The sequence below is a fragment of the Pararhodonellum marinum genome (assembly GCF_015354735.1).
GTDB lineage: Bacteria > Bacteroidota > Bacteroidia > Cytophagales > Cyclobacteriaceae > Pararhodonellum > Pararhodonellum marinum.
The window spans coordinates 393,231-416,778 of the sequence record NZ_JACEFJ010000003.1 but is presented as its reverse complement, the minus strand read 5'-3'; the positions used below and the strand labels follow the sequence as shown (position 1 = coordinate 416,778).

At 41.5% G+C, this 23,548-nt stretch carries 13 protein-coding genes; 7 read left to right on the top strand and 6 right to left on the bottom strand.

Features of this window, described 5'->3' with window-relative positions; genetic code table 11:
* Positions 1 to 28: 28 nt before the first annotated feature.
* The 5 genes from H1A14_RS08910 to H1A14_RS08890 form a co-directional block, all read right to left on the bottom strand.
* Complete coding sequence (locus H1A14_RS08910) at positions 29 to 412, bottom strand: response regulator (protein WP_194775884.1); 384 nt, start codon at positions 410 to 412, stop codon at positions 29 to 31.
* An 11-nt stretch (positions 413 to 423) separates the two neighbouring features.
* Positions 424 to 4,314 (bottom strand): sensor histidine kinase, encoded by a 3,891-nt coding sequence (locus H1A14_RS08905; protein ID WP_194775883.1) that lies wholly within the window; start codon positions 4,312 to 4,314, stop codon positions 424 to 426.
* A gap of 748 nt (positions 4,315 to 5,062) precedes the next feature.
* Positions 5,063 to 8,368, bottom strand: a complete 3,306-nt coding sequence (locus H1A14_RS23325; protein WP_194775882.1) for an ATP-binding protein — start codon at positions 8,366 to 8,368, stop codon at positions 5,063 to 5,065.
* A 124-nt stretch (positions 8,369 to 8,492) separates the two neighbouring features.
* Complete coding sequence (locus H1A14_RS08895) at positions 8,493 to 12,290, bottom strand: sensor histidine kinase (protein WP_194775881.1); 3,798 nt, start codon at positions 12,288 to 12,290, stop codon at positions 8,493 to 8,495.
* A 53-nt stretch (positions 12,291 to 12,343) separates the two neighbouring features.
* The gene (locus H1A14_RS08890) at positions 12,344 to 12,682 is read right to left on the bottom strand and encodes a hypothetical protein (protein ID WP_194775880.1); all 339 of its coding nucleotides are present in this window, start codon (positions 12,680 to 12,682) and stop codon (positions 12,344 to 12,346) included.
* A 472-nt stretch (positions 12,683 to 13,154) separates the two neighbouring features.
* On the opposite strand from H1A14_RS08890, the gene H1A14_RS08885 reads away from it, so the two are divergent.
* The gene (locus H1A14_RS08885; protein WP_194775879.1) at positions 13,155 to 16,418 is read left to right on the top strand and encodes a S41 family peptidase; all 3,264 of its coding nucleotides are present in this window, start codon (positions 13,155 to 13,157) and stop codon (positions 16,416 to 16,418) included.
* 157 nt (positions 16,419 to 16,575) lie between these two features.
* The gene (locus H1A14_RS08880) at positions 16,576 to 17,313 is read left to right on the top strand and encodes a hypothetical protein (protein WP_194775878.1); all 738 of its coding nucleotides are present in this window, start codon (positions 16,576 to 16,578) and stop codon (positions 17,311 to 17,313) included.
* Positions 17,314 to 17,589: 276 nt separating this feature from the next.
* Here the strand turns inward: H1A14_RS08880 and H1A14_RS08875 are convergent, their stop codons facing one another.
* The gene (locus H1A14_RS08875; protein WP_194775877.1) at positions 17,590 to 18,810 is read right to left on the bottom strand and encodes an MFS transporter; all 1,221 of its coding nucleotides are present in this window, start codon (positions 18,808 to 18,810) and stop codon (positions 17,590 to 17,592) included.
* 320 nt (positions 18,811 to 19,130) lie between these two features.
* On the opposite strand from H1A14_RS08875, the gene H1A14_RS08870 reads away from it, so the two are divergent.
* The 5 genes from H1A14_RS08870 to H1A14_RS08850 all read left to right on the top strand — a co-directional run bounded on the left by H1A14_RS08870 (position 19,131) and on the right by H1A14_RS08850 (position 23,543).
* Positions 19,131 to 20,024 (top strand): hypothetical protein, encoded by an 894-nt coding sequence (locus H1A14_RS08870; protein WP_194775876.1) that lies wholly within the window; start codon positions 19,131 to 19,133, stop codon positions 20,022 to 20,024.
* A complete protein-coding gene (locus H1A14_RS08865; RefSeq protein WP_194775875.1) occupies positions 20,021 to 21,361 on the top strand; it encodes a glycosyltransferase 87 family protein in 1,341 nt (446 codons plus the stop codon). The genes H1A14_RS08870 and H1A14_RS08865 overlap by 4 nt, the downstream gene beginning before the upstream one ends.
* A 16-nt stretch (positions 21,362 to 21,377) precedes the next feature.
* The gene (locus H1A14_RS08860; RefSeq protein ID WP_194775874.1) at positions 21,378 to 22,154 is read left to right on the top strand and encodes a hypothetical protein; all 777 of its coding nucleotides are present in this window, start codon (positions 21,378 to 21,380) and stop codon (positions 22,152 to 22,154) included.
* Positions 22,151 to 22,633, top strand: coding sequence for a GNAT family N-acetyltransferase (locus tag H1A14_RS08855; protein ID WP_194775873.1), 483 nt, complete (start codon positions 22,151 to 22,153; stop codon positions 22,631 to 22,633). The genes H1A14_RS08860 and H1A14_RS08855 overlap by 4 nt, the downstream gene beginning before the upstream one ends.
* Positions 22,634 to 22,790: 157 nt before the next feature.
* Positions 22,791 to 23,543: a DUF6503 family protein gene (locus H1A14_RS08850; protein WP_228527691.1), complete on the top strand. Its 753-nt coding sequence runs from the start codon at positions 22,791 to 22,793 to the stop codon at positions 23,541 to 23,543.
* Positions 23,544 to 23,548: the final 5 nt, after the last annotated feature.

The following is a 23,548-nucleotide window of genomic DNA, read 5'->3' as shown; positions in this document are numbered from 1 at the left end:
AGGTAATCAAATTGATTGGGTAAATGGTTTAGGCCTGCTCCTTAAGAATTTGCTCTACCTCGTTTTTGAGTGAATCAAAATCTATGGGTTTGGTGAAAAACTCCTTTGCCCCTGAACTCATTGCCCTGTCGTGGTTTTCACTGTCTCCATAGGCAGAGATCATACTCACCTGGATCTGGGGAAATTCATCCTTCACTTTTTCCAGTAGCTCAAGTCCTGTCATCCCCGGCATATTGATGTCTGAAAAGATATAGAGAACTTCCGGAGGCTTTTGGGAACGGAGTCTTTCGAGGGCTTCCAAACCCGAAAAAGCAAATTCCAGTTCTACGGTCCCGCTTCTGATTTCTTTTCTGAGTTTTTGCCGAAACAACATCTCGACATCTTTTTCATCATCTACTATTAAAAATTTCATGTTTTATCTTTTTAAATGAGTGTAATTATAAATCTGCTGAATTGGTTAGTTTCTGATTCTATTTCCAGAGTTCCACCATGGGCCTTGATAATGTCATTGGTGATGCTCAAGCCCAATCCGGTCCCATCTGTGCCTTTTTTGGTGGTAAAAAACGGTTGTAGGATTTTGTTTCTGATTTCCGTCGGGATCCCTATGCCATTGTCTTCAAAAATGATGACCACGGCATCTCCTTTTTTCTGAGTAACCACTTTTAAACGGGCCTGATATTTTGCTTCCTCCAAGACTGATTCGTTCCCATTGGCCTTGACCAGCTTAAAATTCTCGTTATTGACCTTCCAGCTTTTCTCCTTTTCTCTGATAGCATCAAAGGCGTTGTTGGCCAGATTGACTACCAGCCTGCTAAAATCCTCTGAAATAAGCGGGATGGGTTTGAGCTGTTCATCGAGCGCAAAGACCAAATCCACATTTATCGGATTTTTGCCGGCACGCATGCCATGAAATGCCAGGTTGGTGTATTCTTTGAGCAGCAGGTTCAAATCAGTGGGCTCCTTTTTGCCTTCACCACCTCTTGAATGCATCAGCATGGATTTGACTATTCGGTCTGCACGGCTGCCATGTTCATGGATTTTGTGCAGGTTCATCTTGATATCAGTGGCCAATTCCTTGGCTTCTTCAGTGTCTCCCTTATCGAGTGCTTCCTTTAATTCTACAATCAACTCCTCACTGAGTTCCGAAAAGTTATTCACAAAATTCAAGGGGTTTTTGATCTCATGCGCTATACCTGCGGTAAGCTGACCCAGGGAAGCAAGTTTCTCCTGTTGCACCAGTTGATGCTGGGCCGCTTTCAGGTTTTCATAGGCCACTTCGATTTCCTTGGCATGCTTCAATTCCTTCTCCCTTACTTTTTCCCGCTCCCTCAGCATGATTCTGCGTCGCTGCACCCGGTCAACAGCAAAAATTGCCAAGGCAAACAAAAGCGCATAAGCCGCGTAAGCCCAGCCCGTCTTCCACCAAGGTGCGAGGATGATGATTTTGAGGGATTTTCCTGCTTCATTCCAAACCCCATCTGCATTGGAACCACGGATGCTGAAGGTATATTCGCCGGGATCAAGGTTGGTGTAAGAGGCAAAATTTCTGTTGTCATAGATCCAATCCTCATCAAAACCCTCCAACTTATGGGCAAGCTGATTCTTCTTTGGATTGGAAAAATGCAAGGCAGCAAATTCAAAACTCAGGGCATTTTGGTCATGTTTTAAAGTGATTTGATCCAAACTGCCCAAATCTGTGAGTAGGGGAGAATCATCTCCCATATCAAACACTGATTTATTGGAAACCAGTAAGTTGGATAGGATCAAATTAGGAGGGATATTGTTGGCGGCAATATTGCCAAAAGCAGTCAGTCCATGATCTCCGCCAAAATAAAATCTGCCATCCGATGTCTTGATACCTGCCAATGAAATAAAAGTATCTCCTCCCAAACCGTCATCTGAATTGTAGTTTATGAAGGTTACTTTTCCAAGGGATTCGTTGGTGACCATCTGTGAGATTCCGTTTTGTGTGGAGATCCACATCTCCCCGTTTTCCCCTGCTATGATGTCCTCGGTAAGGTTGGTAGGCAGACCGTCTTCTTCTGTGTACCGCGTGATTTGACCAGTATGGATGTCCATTTTGTTCAATCCAGCATTTGTTGTAATCCAAAGAAATCCCTTTTCATCTTCCAAAAGCCCGGTGATGAAATTGCTGCTGATCGAATTAGGGTCGCGGGGATCATGGGAAAACACCGTATAGATGAGGGTGCCTGGATCGATTCTGTTGAGTCCGTCATTGTTGGTTCCCAGCCAGTTGTATTGTGCACCGATTTCTATGGTAAAGATGTTGGCCCCACTTGTTGTCAATCCCTTGTCTTTTTGATCCATAAAAGACGTCAAGGTCTGTTCTATTTTTTGATCTGCCATTTTGATCAAGGCAATTCCATACAGGGGTATTCGATCTGGTGGATCCTCATTCCATTTGCCAAAACTATGGCTGTCATCGGTCTTGTATCGGAGGGAATATTTCCCGGCCTCGAGGGAGACTTGTTCCATAAAGATCCTGTTTTTGGCTGCCCCACCTGCATAATAGGACCTGCGAAAATCCACCAAACCACTGATGGTATCCTTGCCCTCATTTTCTAGCCAACCAAAATCTGCCATGCTTCTAAAATCCCCTTCCCCTACACTGACAACCAAGTAATTGCCTGCCTCTTTAATTTCAAGTGATTGGCTCAGATCCTGAAAATCGCCCACTTCTTCAATGGAAGCGATTTTTTGTTTACTCTCTAAAAATCCATTGACCAACTCAATGACCTCTTCGGGATAGGGGCGGGAATACGTACTTGGGATTTTTTGAACCTTTCCGGTTCTTGGGTCAAGGATATTCAGACCATTGTTGGTGCCTAGCCAGAGTTTTCCATCTTTTGCTCTTTTGATTACCCGAACCTGATTGTTGGATAGACCCGATTCGGAATCTGGAGCGATGGTATACCTTCTTTCCTCTTTAAAATTCCTGTCCAATTTGATCAAACCATCTCCCCAGGTGCCCAGCCAAAGTGTCCCATCATCGTCTTCGAAAATACCCCTCACCGAACCTCCAAACATGTCATTGACGGCATTGTATTTCACTTTGCTGAAAGTCCGGTTTTCCGGATCAAATACATTGATTCCTCCGCCTCGGGTACCTACATAAACCTTTCCGGGCTGGGCTTTGGAAGCCAAGAGTCCAAAAACTCCGTTCGGACTGATACTGTTGGGATTGGAAGGTTCATGTGAAAAATACGTAAATGGTTTATTGACAGGGTTGTATTTAATGAGACCCTTTGTGGTATTCCCAAACCAGAATATCCCACTCTTGTCAATCATGAAATCAGTGAGCGTGATATCCCATCCACCCGAAAAAATCCTATTGGCTTCGGAAAATCTCATTTCCTGAAAGGAGTCAGATAGACCATCAAATTTCAATATTCCTCTGGAGTTGTTTGAAATCCAAACATCCCCATTGGGATCTGTCTGAATGCTGTTCCAGAGGTAATCAGCTGTAAGTCTGCGCTGATCATATTCTTGGAGCACAGCAAGGGACTTGTTTTCAGGATTGTATTTATAAACCCCGTTTCGGGTCGTGATCCAAAGCATCCCCAAAGTATCCGCATAGAGGTCAGTAATAAATTCTTCATTTTCTCTAAAAAACTCTACGCCTCTAAAGGAAACTTGCTCTGGTTTAAAAGCCTCTTGGCCTTTGGGGCGATGCATCAAGCCATACAGTGAGGAACCAAACCAAAGCCCACCCAGCTTATCTTCAGTCACTCCCAAAGATAACCCCATATGGGATGGTTCATCTATCCCAGGTACTTCGTATTTGGGATATTTCCAACTGTCGGAAGCAGGGTCATAGAAAACCAGTTCAACAAACTCAGTGGTGGCCCAAATCTTTTTATCTGAATCAATGAAAATGTTGAAAGCTCTTCCAGCCCCTTCATACAAGCTGAACTCTCTTGTAAAATCATAATTGATAAAGACATTTTTCTTCCGGTCATACTTGGATACACCAAGACCACTTGCCACCCAAAGGTTATGGTCTTCATCTTCGGCCAAACCCCAGATGTCTACACTCTGCAGACTTGCAGGTTTTCCGGGGATATTTTTGAAGGATTCCCACTTCAATCCATCGTATTTCTGCAATCCATTGGAGGTAGCCACCCAGATCAGACCATACCTGTCTTGGATGACATCCCTTACGAAAGGGGAGGCCAATCCATCAGAAACGGAGATAAATTGGGTTTCAATGGTTTGTGCCCTAGTAGGGGAAAAACTGAACAGAATTAATAAAACAATTAAGCTAGCAGGGATTGGATGTTTGTGTGCGTTCATAGACTTGTCTTTTGTTTTCAGCAATGATTTCCCGTTGTCGGAACAATTAAAATGTGCCTAAAATCAGCCAGGCAAAAAAAGAAGCTTTTTTTATTCATTCATCCTATAAGGATTAGCCAAACTTAATAGCATTTAAAACAGCTTTTTTTAACCTTAACCCAGATAGAATAATCATTATTTGAATCGTTCAATAAATAATTTAATTGACCTTGTTTATCTGATTGATATTGAATTTTTAACTGCCAGATTAACATATAATATAGATATTTTACCTTGATTTATAGGCACTTGTCGGAAATAGCTTTTGCTGACAAATCCTGCTTTTTAATTTAATTTTTAAGACTTGTTCCAAATTAAAAAATGTGGGGTTTTATTCAATTGAAAAAGGATGAACACAGGGTTTTACTGTCCCAAAGTACCCAAATACTTTCCGGGTAAAATGCTCATCCATACATTTTGATGGGAAACAATGGGGCTTGGTAAATAAATGAAAAAGGCATTTGAGTACTTTGGTAAGTTTCAAAATGGGTTGACCACCTAGGGCACATAGGCCACATCGTTTTTTGAATTTTATTGATATTTGTACAATAAGTTTTGTGATGGCTTACTCCTCAAATATTCTTTTTATGATGTAAAACAATTTGATTTCAAATTATTTTGAACGGAAAAACCTCTATGTCAACTATGCTTCTATGTGGTAAATAAATGAAATAAGCCTTGGAGGAATTCTCAATCGGGGAGGAATGATTTATACAACAGGCAATTGAATAAAAAACTCTGTTCCACCACTTTCTACACTTTCCACTTTAATCTCACCTCCATGCGTCTTCACAATATCATAACTTAAACTCAACCCCAATCCCGTCCCTTGTCCAGCAGGCTTAGTAGTGAAGAAAGGCTGGAAGATTTTGTCTTTAATTTCTTCGGGGATGCCGGGACCGTTGTCTTTGATGGAGATTTCGATTTTGTCACCAAAGTTTTTGGTGGAGACGGTAACGATGGGGCGAAGACCTTCCAGATTTCTTTTATCGTCGTCTAAAAAACCTGGAAGGTCTTTCTCGTTAAGCGCCTGAAAAGCATTGTTGAAGATATTTAACAAGACCCGTCCCATATCCTGAGGCACCACATTTACCTTGGGTAGATCCGGATCGAAATGGGTCTCATATTCCACATTGAATGATTTATCCTTAGCCCGCATGCCGTGATAGGAGAGGCGCAGGTACTCATGTGCCAAGGCATTGATATCCGTTACCACTTTTTCACCTGAACTTGACCGGCTATGCTCCAACATTCCCTTTACAATTGCATCCGCCCGCTTGCCGTGGTGGTTGATTTTCTGGAGATTTTGAGCGATATCATCCAACAGTTCATCTTCAAGATTTTCGTCTCTAGCACCTTCCACCTTTGACCTTTCACTTTTTATCTCTTCCACCAACTCGCTGCTGACCTCTGAGAAATTATTCACAAAATTCAGTGGATTCTGGATTTCATGGGCGATACCTGCGGTGAGTTCACCAAGACTGGCCATTTTTTCGGATTGGATGAGTTGGGCTTGAGTGGATTTGAGGTCAGTAAGTGACCTTTCCAGCTGTAAGGTTCTTTCCAGCACCCTTTCTTCCAATATCCTATTCTCTGCTTTCAGCTTGGTGGAGCGAAATTTGACAATTGCTGTGATAATCAATATGAGCAGTAAGACATACATCAAATAGGCCCACCAGGTGGCATACCAGGGACTTAAAATGATAAACTTGTATGTGGCTTCCTCGCTTACCGTGTTGTAGATATTCTTGGCTCGGACATGAAATGTGTAATTACCAGGGGAAAGATTGGTATATTCCTTAAAGGTATTTCTACCCCAAACAGACCAATCTTTGTCAAATCCTTCCAAAAATGTCTGATAAACGGTCCTGTGCTCTTGCTCAAAAAAAGGAGAGGCAAAACCAAATCTTATTGAATTGTTTTTAAAATCCCGTTGTGGAATACTACCTTTTTCCAATTGGGGAATTCTGCTCAGGGTATCCGGTCCTGCAATAATTTCGGTAAGGTAAATGGAGAAGCTTTTATCACTTTGTAGCTTTTTATTTCCATCGATTCTAATCAGTCCTTCATCAGAGCCCAGCCAGATGGTACTGTCGGGTTCCGAATAAAAAGCAGAGATTATTTCGCCGGTAAATAAATTTATAGGATAATCTTCAAGGATATAGCTTCCGTCAGACTGTGGGATTGCGAGTTTTTTTTCAGACCCAAACAATACCAATACCCGGCCCAATTTATCCTCAATCAAAAGAGAATTTTCTGCTGATAATTCCACCTTTTTATCCGAAAAACTAAAAACAGAATCTCTTTCGAATTCATTTGTAGTTTTGTTGTAGGTCAAAAAACCTTCTGTTGTCGGGAAAAAGACTTTATCCTTGATTTTTGAAACAGATCCCGGGGCATTCTTTAATCCTTGTTCAGAACCTATCAGTTCCACTTTGGTGCTTTTCAGGTCATATTCCTTGGAGGCAGTTATTCCTAACTTGATTTTATAAACCACCTCTGCATGGGTCCCCCCCCAAATCACCCCATCTTCATCTTCCACCAGACTGTAAACATCCTTCGAAATTCCCGCAATATTTCCCAAAAATTCCCAGCCTTCTTCTCCTCCTGAGACAATGGCTCTTTTTAAAATTGAAATGCCGAAGGCACCACTACAATACATTAAATCAGGATAATATTTGGAAACCAAAACATCCAGTAGTTGAAAATCGCCTCCTATGGATTCTCTTATGGGAATTATTTTTTCATCCCTGATAGCGACAAGTCCTTCTGTGGCTATCAGTAAATCCTTTCCATCTCTCGCCATTCTGAAAATCTGGGAAAAAGGAACACCTGGAACGGACTTAATCAGCCCGTCTTTATGGTCAAGCTTCAAAACTTCGATAGGAGTTCCCAAATACAGATCATTTCCCAAACTGTTTAAAGAAATGATATTTGTATTGCTTGATTTAGAAAATGAAAAACGGGTCAAGGGAGATGAGATTTCAATTTTAGCTATCCCATTTTCAGTACCGATCCATAGTATTCCTGCCTTGTCCATGTAAACCGCATATACTGATTCATCTGGGATTCCTGTATTGAGGTCGAAGTTGTATTGGACCTCCCCATTTCTTTCTATGATATTTACTCCTGCTCCGGCAAATCCCAAAATATACCTTCCATCTGGATGAATTAACCCTTTGTATAATCTAGTGGCACCTTCAGTATTATATCCTTCTGTTGGGAAAAGTTTAAAATCTTTTCCATCGTAGAGGTACATGCCACCGGCAAACATCCCTATTAAAAGTCCGTTTGAATTTGAATTTTCAAATGAATAGGGCAGTAGCACCTGTACTCTCTCCTTACCCAAAAATTCACTTCCCGGAATCAGTTCAAGCTTGTTTTCTGATATTTTAAAAATTCCGAGTTCTTGTTGGTGTACGATGTAATCTCCGTTTTCATAAAATGCATACATGAATGCGGTGTCGGGTTTCCACACTTCCACTTTAGGTGATTCGATTCCACTTGAGATATCAATAAGGAAAATCATATCCCTAGTTTGAAAAAAAAGAATTTTTCCTACCTGATGGATGGTCCAAATATCATTGAATACCTTGAATTCATCAGGAATAAAGTCAAGCCAAGAAACCATCCTGGTGTTGCCGTATTCATCCAAGTCAAAATAACCAAGGTCACCCAAAGCACCATAAAAAATCCTACCTGTGGCATCTTTGTAAAATGCCCTGTTGCTAATCGCACTGGAAGTTTTTGGGAATTTCAATTTGTTCCAATTTGCGCCATCATACTCTAAAATACCTGCACTGGTACCGAAATACATAAACCCCCTTTCATCCTGAATGATGTTCCAGATTTGGTTGTGGCCTTTGTATTCTCTTGGGAAGTATGTGGTGATTGTTGGCAGTCCTTTACTGGAGTTTATTTGAGCAAATAATGGATGGCAATTGAAAAAAAGGAATAAAAAAATGAAGAAAGGTATAGGACAGGTGATAAAATTAGGACCTAGGTTCTTTTTCATGGTGCTATTGAAATAAAGTGCTCTGAATAAATATTCATTTATCGATGTAATAACCTCCTCATCACCAACCCTTTAAACACATTTGCATAAAATAAAAAGGAGTCGGCGGTATAATTTTAGCTTCCTAAGTTGGAATTAATACCATGAATTCGCTGCCCTCACCTTCTCTGGATTCTACTTTCAACTCACCCCCATGTGCCTTAATAATGTCATAACTCATGGACAATCCCAGGCCGGTTCCTTGACCTGCTGGCTTGGTAGTAAAGAAGGGCTGGAATATTTTGTCTTTGATATCGGGGGAGATCCCATTTCCATTGTCGGAAACTGATATTAAGATATATCCATCCTGAATTTTTGTTTTGAGGGTTACCAGGGGTTTATAAGCTTCACCATTGCTCTTACTTGAACTTTCATTGTCTTGGTTTGATAAAACAGTTTGGCTCCGCTCAGCAAAGGCACTTCGACTCCGCTCAGCACAGGCACTTCGACTCCGCTCAGCACAGGCATAAAAAGCATTGTTGATCAGATTGAGCAACACCCTTCCCATATCCTGCCTGACTACATTGACCCGTGGTAGATCGGGGTCAAGTTCAGTAATGAAATCAGCTTGAAAATCCTTGTCCCTTGCCCGGAAACCCTGATAAGAAAGCCGCAGGTATTCCTCTGCCATGGCGTTGATATTGGTTGGCTTGGTTTCGCCCGTTGTTCCCCGGCTGTGTTGCAACATCCCTTTGACAATGGAATCTGCGCGCCTTCCGTGGTGGCTGATTTTATGGAGGTTTTCACGGATATCTCTGGAGAGCGATTTAGCTTCTGCAAGGTCACCCTGATCCAATTCCGCCTCCATTTCCATCAGCAATTCAGCGCTCACCTCAGAAAAATTGTTCACAAAATTCAAGGGATTCTGGATCTCATGGGCAATGCCAGCCGTCAATTCACCCAGCGAGGCCATCTTTTCGGATTGGATCAGTTGGGCTTGGGTGGATTTGAGGTCGTTAAGCGATTTTTCCAATTGCGAGGTTCGGAGTTTGACTTTTTCTTCCAGAATCCGGTTTTCTTTTTTAAGCATATTCGATCTGACCTGGACAATGGCCCAAACGATTCCGGAGAAAATAACGGCAAATAGCAAATAGCCCCACCAGGTCAGCCACCAAGGAGGCAGGATGGTGAACTTCAGGCTAGCAGGTTCGCTCCAGATACCATTAAATCCTTTGGTAACCACCTTTAGGGTATACGCTCCGGGACTAAGGTTAAAATAACTCTTAGATTTGGCATCGGGAAGGGGATTGGACCAGCTGTCCTCATATCCCTCAAGCACGTAACTGTACAAGATGCTGCCTCGACTTTTGGATTCCGGATTATCAAAATAGAATTGAAGGGCATTTTGGTCGTGGGGAAGCGTAAGGCCTATGGGTAGATTGAAGGTTGGACTGATACTGTCCCAGTGGATTTTGTTTTGGGTGAGGTAATCATCAGAGGCGACGGGACTATCGGAAAAGTAGAACACTTTTCCGTCTGCATTCCATAAAGTATCTCCCGGCTTGACATTGCTGACAATGTCCGAGAGCCTTTTAAAGGACGTTTTTTGGTCCATGATGTCCAAGCCCGTAATAAATACCTCAGGGCTGATGGAATTGGGAATGGGTTCCTGTGTGGCTACCGCCAAAAGTGGGGTAACTCCATAAAGCGCCATGCCACTTTTTAGAAAGGAACCGGATTTTTGGTTGTGGTCAGTATATGGGTAACCGAAGCCTTTAGCGTAATTATAGAGTTGAAAGGATTGATGGTTACTTCCTTCATTTTCCATGAATTGCTTTTTAGGGATTTGAATCAAGCCATCGCTGGAACCTGCATAAAAGTATTCATCTGATTCTAACAGGTCGTATACATCTTCTGGAATAAGGCCGTTTCTGGAGGTGATATTGGTAAGCGTTTTGAAATCCTGATCGAAAATGGATATTCCTTCCATAGTTGGAATCCAAAAACCGCCATTTTGACTTGGAACAATTGTCAAAAGGTCACTGGATGCCATTCCCTCTTCTTTTCCAATATGCCAGATTTTGTTTTCAATGGGGTCAAGAATATTTAACTTGTCGTAAGTCGCTACATAAATTTTTGAATCTTTTCCTGGTAATGTGGCAGAGACGATATTGAATGATAGTCCGGAAGATTGGTCAAGCCATTTAACCGAATCAAAACTCGAATTATACCAAACAAGTCCTGAATTTGTGCCGATCCATAAATTCCCATTTTGATCCATACTACCATAAGAAGCAAGATTGAGTCGACTCGGTTTTACATTCACATTTGTAATGGAGTTCTCATCCAAATTGATCAATGAAAATCCAGCTTCTGAGGTAATGAGTACCTGGTTGTTTCTCAGATAAAATATATGCCTGAAAATTCCAGATGGTTTTCTTATTCCATGTTCTGTTCCCAAAAATTTCAATTCGTTTTTGAAAGGATCATAGATATGGATTTTGCTGTGGGTCATTATCCAAATTCTGCCTCTATTATCCTCAAAAGTTCCCCAAAATTCATTGCCATCAAATCCATTGTTTGCTGTAAAAAATTCAGGCAATGGCCCTAAAGGATCATAAAGAAATAAGCCTCCATTATTGGTGCCCAACCAAACATTCCCCCGGGAATCAGTTAAAGAAGCATTGGTGACGGGTCCATTGACGAGAGAAGAGTTGGTTTGCAATCGCTTTTGCGAATTTTTTTGAAGATCGATGACATAAGAATAGTTGTTGTCATGAATCCAGATTCGGTTTAACTGATCCTCTGCATACAAAATCCCATTGCCATCGAAACCCTGCTCCTTTCCCAGGGTGGAAATTGTTTTTTGGGCAGTAGAGATGACCTGAGCACCTTGCGATTCAATAGATTCAATCCACATATTTCCTGCCGAATCTTCAAAAAATCCTGTTTTAATACCGTCCAACAATCCCTGCTCTTTTTTGATTTTTTTAAAGGATTTTCTATCCGGGGAAATGACTGAAATATCCGACCGATTGCTTATCCATAGGTTGTTTTGTTTATCCTTTTTGATGGAAATCGCTGCATTTCCCGAATTACCTTCGAGCTCTTGGATGGGCAATCGCTTGATGGTTTCAGCTTCCGGATCCAAGATATATACTGCATCACCGATACTGGACATCCATAACAAACCATTTTCATCAGATTCTACATTGTAAATAAAATTGGGGAAGTCTCCCGGTAAATTGTAGTTTGTGATAATTTGCGTTTTGGTATTGACCCTGAAAACACCTTTACCTAAAGTTGAAATCCAAAGGTTACCATTTTGATCTCTGTTTAACTTAATGATTAAATCAGTTGATATTTCTGAAACAATGGGATAGGAAAAAAAACGATTCCCAATAACTTTGATAAGATTCTTTCTATTGGCTTGCCAAACAAAATTTTGATCGTCTAGAATCAACCCTGCAGTAGTCAAACCATAATTCCCCTTTTCAAGCATCATGTTTATGGAGCCGGAAGTTGTATTGGGTGCGATAGACTCGATGATTTCGGATACCGTGGGTTCGGGTAAAATGGAATGCTTTACTACTAGGGGAATTGAAGTGATAGTATCCAGGTTTAATGATATCTCTGGAAGATTTTCCCAATCCAAAGGCTGCACATCCATTGGTTTTTTTAGTGGCTTGAATTCATTCAAAGAAAATGGAATGGATGGCAGCTTGTCCATATCAAAAGAGACCTTAGAAACTACCACGCTGTCAGGATGGATTTCTTTCCATTCAAAGGACTTGGGTTCCGGCATTTGGAAAGGCTTGGTTTCCGGAAATTCATAACCAAACTTACTTTCGGGAAAGGAAACTTCCGCTCTTTGATTACATGAAAAAATAGAAGCAAAAGCAAAAAGGATGGCGATTAGACTTTTATTGGGTGTAGGGGTCATTCTCACTGTTTTTGGATTAAAATTGGTTTTAACGATTATGCTAAACATCCCGGCTACTTAAAATAAGCAAAACAAACATTCAGGCGATTTGATAAATGGCTACCCGAAAAAAGTTTTATTTCGATTAGGATTTTCTTAAAATAGGAAGCAAAAATTTGTTTTTTATTAGACGAGTCTCTGAAGTTAAAATCCGGGTAAGGGGTTATCTGTAAATTAAATTGTTCTCCTTTTTTCCAAATCGCTAAAGCCGACTGACCAATTTTTGTTGCTTTTGTTTTTTTCTCTATCTTATTTTCAGAATAGATCAGATGTAGATCATTTACAGTTTTGATACGCTCCTTTTCAAAAATAAATTTCAGGTATCGTTCCCTTAATCTGGGTTTTGGTTTCATGTTTGGCTGATTTATCAAATACCTTTACAAAATACAAAAAACAGTCTATATATTTCGTCTTTTTATATTTGACTTAAGAATTTGTCTATTACGATTTAAATCGCTTCTATAAAAAAAACATAATTTTTTAATGGCTAAATGAATGATGGCTCATTTCGTCTTCGATTTTATCACACAGAATAAATAAATATCACCCGATTCTTTTTTGTGTTAAAACGTGTTTTTTAAGTGATTTTTGTTCAACCGAAAAACCATTGTATTCCCTATATCGTGAAGGACCACATTTTAATAAACGTATATAGGTTAAAACCATTAATTCATTGTGAGACCTTACTCATCCATATTATTCCATTCAAAAAGTAAATGGCCTGTTAATTTCGCTTTTTTGGCTAATTTGCTTGAGACAAAAACACAACCTAATCCTAACGCCTCAAGGCTTATACAGATGAATATTACCTTTAATTTCTTCCCAATGATCCGATATCGCTACATTTCTCTTTTCTTTTGTCTGATGTTTTTTCAGGCAGTACAGAGCCAAGATGCCAAACCCTATCTGATGCAACCTGATGTACAGGGAGATCAGGTGGTATTTGTGGCTGAAGGTGACATTTGGAAAGTTATGCTTCGGGGTGGTGAGGCCGCTAGACTCACCACACATGCCGGAGAGGAGTCCTCTCCAAAAATTTCTCCCGACGGCAAATGGGTAGCCTATGCGGCCTCCTATGAAGGACCCACAGAAGTATACATCATTCCGGTGTCTGGCGGTATACCGAAGCGATTGACCTATGAGGCTAGCCCTTCCATTCCTACCGCTTGGAAATCAGCCAATGAATTGGCTTACGTCACCGGACAATATGCAACAGCACCTAGGTTGAACACAGTAACTGTCAATATTTCAACGGGAGAGAAAACCATCCTTCCCTTGGAAATGGCAGCGGAAGGCAGTTTCAGCACCGATGGTCAGACCTATTATTTTGTAAGACCTACTTTCCACAACAATGTAACCAAGCGCTACGAAGGGGGTACAGCCCGTCAAATATGGAAATATTCAGCAGGAGAGGAGGAAGCGGTAAAGCTTACCAAAGATTACAAGGGCGAAGATCACCATCCGGTGTTCCATCAGGGAAGGGTTTACTTTCTTTCAGCGAGAGACGGGATCATGAATGTATGGTCTATGACAGAATCAGGTGATGGCTTGAAGCAACATACCCATGAAAAAAGTTTTGATGTCAGAGAAGCGGCATTTTCTGCGGAACAAATGGTTTATAGGGTAGGGGCCGACCTTTATCGGATGAACCTATTGGATGGACAAAGAGAACCAATCCAAGTTCATCTGGTATCTGATTTTGACCAAATGAGAGAGAAATGGGTAACTGACCCTGAAAAGTCCATTAGCAGTGCTTCAGTGAGCAATGATGGGAAAAATGTTGTTCTAACCGCTAGGGGAAGGGCATTTGTATTGCCTGTGAAAGAAGGCAGAACCGTAAGACTGGATCGAAAAGACGGAGTCAGATTCAGGGATGCGGTTTTTTCTAATGACGGGTCAGAGGTTTTGGTTTTTTCAGATGCAAGTGGGGAATTTGAACTCTATGAATACAACAGTTTGGGTTTGGATAAAGGCAAGCCACTTACCTCAGGAGGACAGATTTTGAGGTTTGATCCAGTTCCTTCGCCAGATGACAACAAAATAGCTTTTAGGGATTTAAAACAGCAGATCTGGATCTTGAATAAAATCTCACGAAAAATAATACAAGTGACTGAAAGCGAGGAAAGTGTATCAAGTGTGATGACTTGGTCTCCAGACAGCGAATGGCTGGCTTACGGGCAGGCCGCTTCCAATGGATTTATGCAATTGTTCCTCTTTAAGGTCTCTGACCAGAAACGGATTCCACTTACATCAGACCGGGCCAACAGCCTCAATCCCCAATGGAGTCCTGATGGAGAATGGATCTATTTTCTTAGTGACAGAAATTTCCAATCCAGAATCAATTCTCCTTGGGGAACCAGACAGCCAGAGCCATTCTGGGAAAAACAAATGAAAATTTACCACATTTCTCTCCAAAAGGACCTGGTTTCACCCTTCCACTTCAACCATGAATTGAAACAGGAACCCAAGAAGCAAGAGGGGGATGTCAAAGTCACCGTGGATGAAGAAGGTTTAATGGAACGCTTGAGGGAAGTTCCTGTACCGGCTGGCAATTACAGAAATCTGTTGGTGACAGAAAAGGCTTTGTTTTATCAGGAAGTGGGACCGGGCATGGCCATCTATTCCAATCAGATGCCTTCACCGACCGGTGAAAAAACACCGATCAAGTACATCCCGATCAGTTCCAAAGCAGAGCAAAAGGTTTTTGTGGATGATGTGAAAAGCTTTAGCAGTTCACTCAACAAAAAACATATCCTGTTCACCGTTGGCAGTAACCATTATGTTGCCGAATTGAAAGACAGTCCACTGGGTGATTTGACTCCCTACAAACTTGACCTCAGCAAATGGCAGTTTTCCATCAACCCCAAGGAAGATTGGATACAGTTGTACAGGGATGCATGGCGAATGGAGCGGGATTATTTTTATGATGCCAACATGCATGGAATTGATTGGGATAAAATGTATAAAAAGTACCTGACCCTGGCCACTAGGGTAACTACCCGTAGAGAATTGTCGGATGTGATGGGAGAACTGATTGGGGAACTGAGTGTATTGCATACCAGCGTGGGGGGAGGTGATCTAAGAACCGGTTCAGACCAAGTGGACCTTGCTTTTTTAGGTGCCCGGATAACGCGAAGCAGTTCCCCAAAAGGTTTCCGCATTGTGCACATTTACCAAAGCGACCCTGATTATCCCGACGAAATGTCCCCACTTTCCCATCCCGATGTCAACCTCAATGAAGGCGATGTCATTACCCATGTGGATGGAATTGATGTCATGGAGGTGCCTGATATCCATCAGTTGTTAAGAGGCAAAGCAGGGCAACAGGTTCGGCTGTCAACCTTAAACTCCTCAGGAATAAAGAATGCAGACCGCATCCTCAAACCCATGACTGCCGGTGCAGAAGCCAACCTGAGGTACAACGAGTGGGAATACAGCAGGAAGCTTCAGACTGAGGCCGCTTCGGATGGTCAGATAGGATATGTTCACCTCCGTGCCATGACGGCCAATGACATTGGTCAATGGTACCGGGATTTTTATCCACAATACAAGAAATCAGGTTTGATCATCGATGTGAGGCTTAATAGAGGGGGGAATATAGACAGCTTTATTTTGGAAAAACTGATGCGTGAAGCCTTCTTTTACTGGAAAAGCCGAAGTGGGGCACCCTATTGGAACATGCAGTACGCATTCCGGGGGCATTTGGTGCTCTTGGTTGATGAATTTACCGCATCTGACGGGGAGGCCTTTGCAGAGGGATTCAGAAGGCTGGAACTGGGACAGGCCATTGGTGCACGTACCTGGGGAGGTGAGGTCTGGCTTTCAGGTGTCAATACCCTTAGTGATGGGGGCATAGCGAGGGCACCCATGATGGGGGTATATGGTGAAGAAGGGGAGTGGCTGATCGAAGGAGAGGGATTCATTCCGGATATAGAGGTGATCAATCTTCCGAAAGCCACCTTTGATGGCAAAGACGCCCAACTTGAAGCTGCGATCAAGCACTTACAGGAATTGATCCAAAAGGATCCGAGACCTGTTCCAGACCCACCCGCGTATCCGGATAAATCTTTTGGAAATAAAAGGGAATGATGGGTTGATTTACATGGTTTGTAATGTGTATACTCGAATTTAGCTCAATTTAGGCCTAATACGGGAAACGTAAGATATCTGAAACATTTATACAATGAGTTGTCCTTTAGACCGATTAGATGCTAATAACCTACGTTAATTTATAAAGATAAAATTCTTGAAAATTCAAAAACTACTGTTTCAAAAAAGCATCTATGTCTTTGCCGCATTCTTTATGGCCGCACTGCTTGCTTTTTGGAGGGGTTATTATGGTTATTTGGGAATGAGCTATCCATTTTACATTCATTTTCATGGTATTGCCATGACCCTGTGGTGTCTGATTTTGATCCTGCAGGCCACTTTGATCAAAACCAAGCGTTACGCGATTCATCGCCTGACCGGCAAAATCTCCATCATCTTTTTTCCTTTTTTGATCCTGGCTACGCTTTTACTGATCCACGCCACTTTGGGTTGGGAGGGCCGCGGTGAAAAATTCGAGTTGTACGAATTTGCACTGATGTTCAATGCTACCCTAGTGTTGGCCATTTTATATGGATTGGGTCTATGGTTTCGAAAAGACAGCCCCACCCATGCCCGCTTTATGATTAGTACGATATTCCCCATGTTTACTCCGGTCACAGATCGGATCATCCATATCTACTTACCCGCTTTGGTGGATTATGCTCCCAAACTGTATGACAAACCGGTGGTTCCTTTCTTCGGGTTTGCATTGGCAGATGCTTTGTTGGTTCTATTAATGCTACTGGATTTCAGATCCGGCAACAAAAAGTCGGTATTTGTCTATGTATTTGCCATACTGTTAACTTACCATGTGTCAGTTTTTGTTTTGCCTGAATGGGATCTTTGGGCAGCCTTTGCAGAATGGTTTTTCAGTCTGAACCTGACATCAAAGTGAATTTGACCAATGGTCAATAAATCTTTAAATGAACCATATATCTCCTATGTTGTAAAATATTTAATAAAGATTTTTTCAATTGATTTTCTGTTCTGCCAAAGTTTTTACCAGATAGGGCACAGTAGGTCATCTAGTTTTTCAAAATTCTTCGTTTTCCAAAAACTATATGTGAACGATGTAACTATGTGGTTTAAAAAAAAACCTTGGCTTGATTTGCTTTCATTGGGTAAGATCAAAGCTTAGACATAGGGCAAAGGATGCTATACAGGTTTTGGATCATTCTGAGACCATTTCCATTTGTCTTTTGCTTGGTACGCGCAGTTTGACCAGCAGAAGGATGCAAGAGAAAATGAAAAAAGCACCGAGCAGGGTCTCAAACAAAAGCATGTGCCGGATGCCGAAAGTATCATGCACCCATCCGTCCAATGCTGTCATGTAGACCGGCGCAAAATTACCCAGAGAAATAAAGATGGCCATTTTGGTAGAAGCCAACCCTTTTCCTACGGCATGCAAAGCGATGGCCAGGAAGCCTGCGTAGGCCATGCCAGTGGCAAATGCATAAACCAAAACTCCAGACACATACACAAAAGGAACAGAGGGTGAAAATGCCATGACCAAGGTGACCAAAGCCATCAGTCCACCTGCTCCGAAAAAAGCCCACCATTGGTCCTTTTTGTCAGCAAACCAACCTCCAAACAAACAGCCCAATACACTCACCAATGCACTCAACACCCCAGTAACCAAAGCAATGGTGTCTGCATCTACCTGCCAGTTGGAAGCCACGGAGGACCAAAGGTAGGAACCTGCCCCTATGCCGATGGGAGTGAGGATAATGGCAAGGCTGACCAGTGCTATTTTTGAATGAAATAGGCTGGAAATGTCCTTTTTGACCAGTTTGAGTCGATCAGATAGGGTGCCTTGGGTAGCTTTGATGGAAGGAAGAAAAATCAATCCCATCGCACAAAACAGGATGGCAGCTGCGATGACCATCAGGGAAGTCATGTAGTTTACATGTTCCGTCAACCAGATGCCAGCCCCTCCGCCGGCCCCCAAGCCTCCCAAATACCCAGCCTCATACCAACCGCCAGCTTTTCCCTTTTTAGAAACAGGAACCGTTTTGGCCATAAAACCACCCACCGGAATAACGCTGATGGATCCAGCCACCTGAGAAATAAAAACCACCCCCATAAATACTCCTGTCATCTCCACATCCAAAGGGATAAAACCCACGGAGATCAGAGAAAGGGCACAAAAAGCAACTCCAATCAAGTACCACCTGTGTAAGCTAAAGCTGAGATCTATGATCGGAGCCCACAAAAAATTCCACATCAATGCAGATAAGCCTATGGCCGTAATAGAAGCCGCGGTAGCCACTGAAAAGCCGTGCTGTACCAATACATAAGGAAGGGTAACAGAAACAAACCCAGAACTTAACCCATGTGGGGCCGCAAGAAGGAAGAATACCGATACAGGTACATGAGACTTGTCAATGTGCATCTTACATTTTTCAACCCATAAAAATAGGCTGATTCTTGATTAACAAAAGGAATTCCGCTATTTATCTTTGAAAAACTAACCAGAATACCTCTACTTTACTTGAATTTGGCCTTTTGGGGTGTCATATGGACTCAGACTTGAAGCCTGACCAAATCATCAGATCATATTTTGGTCCATTTTGAAGGAGTGAAATTGTACTTTATTTCAATTGAATTCAGTCAAAACATAGACAATTTTACCGATAGAAACCTTTTTTAAGGCACCACTTGTTTACTGATTGTTGATTTAATGGTATATTCCACCAAATCCAAAAAGAAATTATGACCAACCGAATTTGGAGTGCCTTGTTCTTGATCAGCTTTGCTTTGTCTGCTTGCGGACCAGGAAATAGAAGTCAAATCGATCTGGAAACATGGGGCGGCTACTGGTTTCAGGGGCAGGCTGAACTCAACAGTTATGACCTGATTCAATACCGTTATGGGGAAGCTAGGGTAGGAGAAGCCGTCCTGATATTTGTTACGGAGGATTTTTCAAAAAAAAAGCAAGTGAAATTGGATGAGCTCAAACAAGGCAGCAAGGACGGTCAAACAGTGCTTAAGATGAACCAAACACGGGAATTTGTAACTGGAATTTATCCTTATCACATGATGCTGTCCGTGTTCACACCCGTCCGGGAACACCAAAGGGCGGTTAAACTGACTTTGTCTTCTCAGGAATGGTGCGGACAATCCTTCACCCAGCTTAATCTTAAAGGAAAAGGATATCAGGGTAAACTTTTCTCTTATTTCGAGCAGGAGGGGGATGACAACTTCAGTGTAAAGGGACTGGCGGAGGACGAATTATGGAATTTGATACGATTAGGACCCCAACAGGTACCTTTAGGAAAGGTAGAGCTTATTCCTTCCTTGATACAGCAAAGGTTTACCAAAGAGGAATGGGAAGTATCTGAGGCGGAAATCAGCTTGGAAGACACAGAAGATGAAAGCTTGAGAGAACTCAAAGTGGCCTACACCAACGGCAAAAGAATCCTTAAGATTCGTTTTCAATCCATTTTTCCCTATGAAATCATGTCTTGGGAGGAAATTTCCATCAAAACTGACGGCAGCGAAGAAATCACCAAAGCAACTAGGAAAGGAAGCCTTAAACTGGATTATTGGACCAGAACCGGAAATGAAGATCAGGTTTGGCGAGATTCTTTGAACATCGGAAAATGAAGAACAAACCGATTCTGATTGGATTATTGGTTTTTTTCGTGTTGTTATTGGCTTGGCTGGCTTATGGGGTGGATAGAACTGAATTCAGTTTAGCCTTAACCTTGTATTCCGCACTCTTTTTGCTCTACCTTATTGGTTGGAATCTAATAAAAAAAGGACAAATTGAATACAGGTCAATTTTTGTTTTCGGTCTTTTAATACGCTTGACTTTACTACCATTAACTCCCAATTGGTCAGATGATTATGTGCGGTTTTTTTGGGATGGAGAAATGCTTTTGAATAGGGAAAATCCCTATTTGAATACCCCAGAACAAATCATAAACCGTGAGGATCAAGATCAGACCCATCTTCAGGAATGGTTCGGTCAACTTAACTCTCCCCAATACTACAGCGTATATCCACCCAGCAATCAATTGTTGTTCATGCTGTCTGCATGGATAGCTGATGGGGAATTGATCAAAGCAGTCATCACGCTTCGCTTACTAATCATACTTTGTGAAGGGATGGCTTTTTGGTTGTTGCTTCAATTGTTCAGGTATTTAAAGCTATCAACCAATCGCTTGTATCTTTATGCCTTCAACCCTTTGGTGATTATGGAAATCACCGGGAACCTTCATTTTGAAGGCCTTATGCTGACTTTCCTTCTGGGTGGAATCTTTGCCTTAGCCAAATCTAATGCTTCGCTAACAGGCATTTGGATGGGATTATCGGTAGCCGTAAAGTTAAACCCATTGATGCTTTTTCCTGCTGTCCTGTCTTTCTTAAGGGGAAAATATTGGCTGGGCTTTGTAGCAGTTGCCACTATTGTGATTGGGATATGTTTTGGTCCATTGTTGATACAAGGGAGCTATGAAAATGTTTGGCAGAGCATCCGGCTCTACCAGGGGAAATTTGAATTCAATGCATCGATTTATTATATATTCCGGCAGATAGGATTTTGGGTCAAAGGCTACAATCTGATAGGTACCTTAAGTCCAATCCTGTCTCTTCTCAGTCTTTTGGGCATTTTATGGGTTTCTGTACAAATGGTGGTAAAAAGTGATGTCAAAAGATTATTGGAGGTTTGGCTGATCATTTATCTGATTTACTTCTTGCTGAATCCCGTCATACATCCATGGTACCTTATTCCACCCATTGCGATTTCCATTTTGACCCATAGAATTGCCTTTTTGGCTTGGTCTTATTTGGTTTTCTTTTCCTATCAAGCTTATTCCAATGAAAATTTTCAGGAAAATCCTCTTTGGTTGTTTTTGGAATATCTTGGATTAACTTTGGCCTTGCTTTGGGACTATCGTCCGAAACCAAAGCTTTCTATCAAAACAAATTTAAATGAATAAATAATTGATTTACAATATGTTATTTGAACTTATTTCAAGTTTTTTAAATCTTTTTTCATCAAGAAGGAGCTACCTCTTTTTCTTGATATTAGGTTGGTTTTTTTTGGCTTGCGGTGATAAAAGGGACGAGGAAGCCCATCGGATTGTCAATGAATCCATCGAAGTTCACGGGAGTTGGGCAGCTTGGGAAAGCATACAAACCCTAAGCTTTGAAAAAGAAACCATACTGTTTGATGAGACAGGGAATGAAGAAAGCAGAAGATTGGAATTTCACGAATACAGATTGAATCCAATTTTTCAAGGTGAAATTAAATGGAACGTTGACAGTTTGGCCCATAGGCTATTTTATGATGGAAATGAAGTTCGGTATAGGTTGGGTGGAAATGAGATCAAGAATCCATCCTTTTTACAGGCCAAGCAAAAGGATCTGGATGCTGCTTTTTATGCCCTTGCTTTGCCATTTAAACTGAAAGATCCAGAAATAGTGTTAAGTTATCGGGGATTGGTTCAAATGCCCGATGGGGAGATGGCTGAGTGTGTTCAGGCAAGCTATTTGACTTCATCCGATACTTCCTCTGATATCCGGTTGCATTTTTTTGATCCCAATACGCATAGGTTGGTTGCGTACAGGGTCAAGACAGGAGACCACTACAATCAGGTCCACTACCTAGGATGGGATGAAAGGAAAAAAGTTTTATTTCCTTCTGAAACGGAGAGTTATAAGGTGGATTCCTTAGGTAACAGACATGATTTAAGGGCAAAATACAGGTATGCTAATTATCTTCTCAAATGAATCAGTTCAATACAACAAACCATAGATTGAACATCCACCAATGGAAAGAGGGGGAAGAAGTGCCCATTGATTTATTGTTGCTGGCAGACCCTTCTCAAAGACAAATAGAAATCTACTTAAACCAATCACAGCTATTTCTTGCAACAATAGAGGGCAACTTGGTAGGTGTCTATGTAATCATGGCTATCAATGCCCGGGCCATAGAAATCAAAAATGTAGCGGTGGATCCCAAATGGCAAGGGATGGGAATAGGGACGGCCTTACTGCGACACGCCAAAGAAACGATAAAAAAGAAAGGATTTCGCATGGCCCGAATCGCCACCGCAGATACCAGTTTGAATCAATTAAGGCTGTATAAAAAATTGGGCTTCAGTGAGTTGAATCGGGTCAAAGATTATTTCCTGAATCATTATCCCCAACCTTTATATGAAAATGGACAGCAATGCCGGGATCAGGTTATTTTGGAAATGACTCTTTGAATCCACAATTTTACTTCATTTAAATGGTCAAAATTATCATCTATTTATTTGATATTGAAGCCTTTATAATATAAAAACCTATAAACCTATTACCTGCTAGCCCGATTCGGTATTTTGATTAGTGTATTTTAAATCAGTCAATCTTAAAACCAAAATAATGAATAACATTAAGCTTACTTTATTATTCATCTTTCTAAGTTCTTGTTTTTTTTCCGCCTGTAGGTCAAGAACTTCTGCCGATAACATCATTGACCGATCCATTGAAGCACATGGAGGGACGCTTTATGAAAAAGCACATGTCAGCTTTGATTTCAGAAAGATCCACTATACCATGCATAAAAATGCAAATCAATTCGAGTATAGCCGGGAATTTTATGCCGACTCCTTGGGACAAGTCAAAGATGTGTTGAACAACAGGGGTTTTACCAGACAGATCAATGGAGAAGTGGTGAATGTCACCGCTGAAAGAGAAAAGGCCTTTTCCAACTCAGTGAATTCGGTGGCCTATTTTGCCTATGTGCCTTATGGTCTCAATGACAAGGCTGTCCGTAAAACCCAGCTTCCTGACAGCAATTTAAATGGAAATACCTACCATCTGATTCATGTGACTTTTTTAGAAGAAGGGGGTGGAGAGGACTTTGAGGACGAATTTCTATATTGGATTGACCAAGAAAGCTTTCAGATCAAATTCATGGCTTATTCTTATATCACCGATGGGGGAGGTGTAAGATTTAGAAAAGCGGTAAAAGAACATTGGGTGGATGGCATCCTTTTTCTGGATTATGAAAACTATATGCCAACAGATCCAAAAACAAAATTGGATGAAATGCAGGCGCTCTATGAAGAAGGAGCATTGGAAATGCTTTCAGAGATCAGATTAGAAAACATCCAAGTGCATTTTGAAGATTGAAACTT

Excerpts from the sequence above, each read along its gene's own strand:
- H1A14_RS08860 (WP_194775874.1), top strand. The coding sequence starts at position 21,378 with ATGTTATTTGAACTTATTTCAAGTTTTTTAAATCTTTTTTCATCAAGA.
- H1A14_RS08870 (WP_194775876.1), top strand. The coding sequence starts at position 19,131 with ATGACCAACCGAATTTGGAGTGCCTTGTTCTTGATCAGCTTTGCTTTG.
- H1A14_RS08885 (WP_194775879.1), top strand. The coding sequence starts at position 13,155 with ATGATCCGATATCGCTACATTTCTCTTTTCTTTTGTCTGATGTTTTTT.
- H1A14_RS08895 (WP_194775881.1), bottom strand. The coding sequence starts at position 12,290 with ATGACCCCTACACCCAATAAAAGTCTAATCGCCATCCTTTTTGCTTTT.
- H1A14_RS08855 (WP_194775873.1), top strand. The coding sequence starts at position 22,151 with ATGAATCAGTTCAATACAACAAACCATAGATTGAACATCCACCAATGG.
- H1A14_RS08890 (WP_194775880.1), bottom strand. The coding sequence starts at position 12,682 with ATGAAACCAAAACCCAGATTAAGGGAACGATACCTGAAATTTATTTTT.
- H1A14_RS08910 (WP_194775884.1), bottom strand. The coding sequence starts at position 412 with ATGAAATTTTTAATAGTAGATGATGAAAAAGATGTCGAGATGTTGTTT.
- H1A14_RS23325 (WP_194775882.1), bottom strand. The coding sequence starts at position 8,368 with ATGAAAAAGAACCTAGGTCCTAATTTTATCACCTGTCCTATACCTTTC.
- H1A14_RS08875 (WP_194775877.1), bottom strand. The coding sequence starts at position 18,810 with ATGCACATTGACAAGTCTCATGTACCTGTATCGGTATTCTTCCTTCTT.
- H1A14_RS08905 (WP_194775883.1), bottom strand. The coding sequence starts at position 4,314 with ATGAACGCACACAAACATCCAATCCCTGCTAGCTTAATTGTTTTATTA.
- H1A14_RS08850 (WP_228527691.1), top strand. The coding sequence starts at position 22,791 with ATGAATAACATTAAGCTTACTTTATTATTCATCTTTCTAAGTTCTTGT.
- H1A14_RS08865 (WP_194775875.1), top strand. The coding sequence starts at position 20,021 with ATGAAGAACAAACCGATTCTGATTGGATTATTGGTTTTTTTCGTGTTG.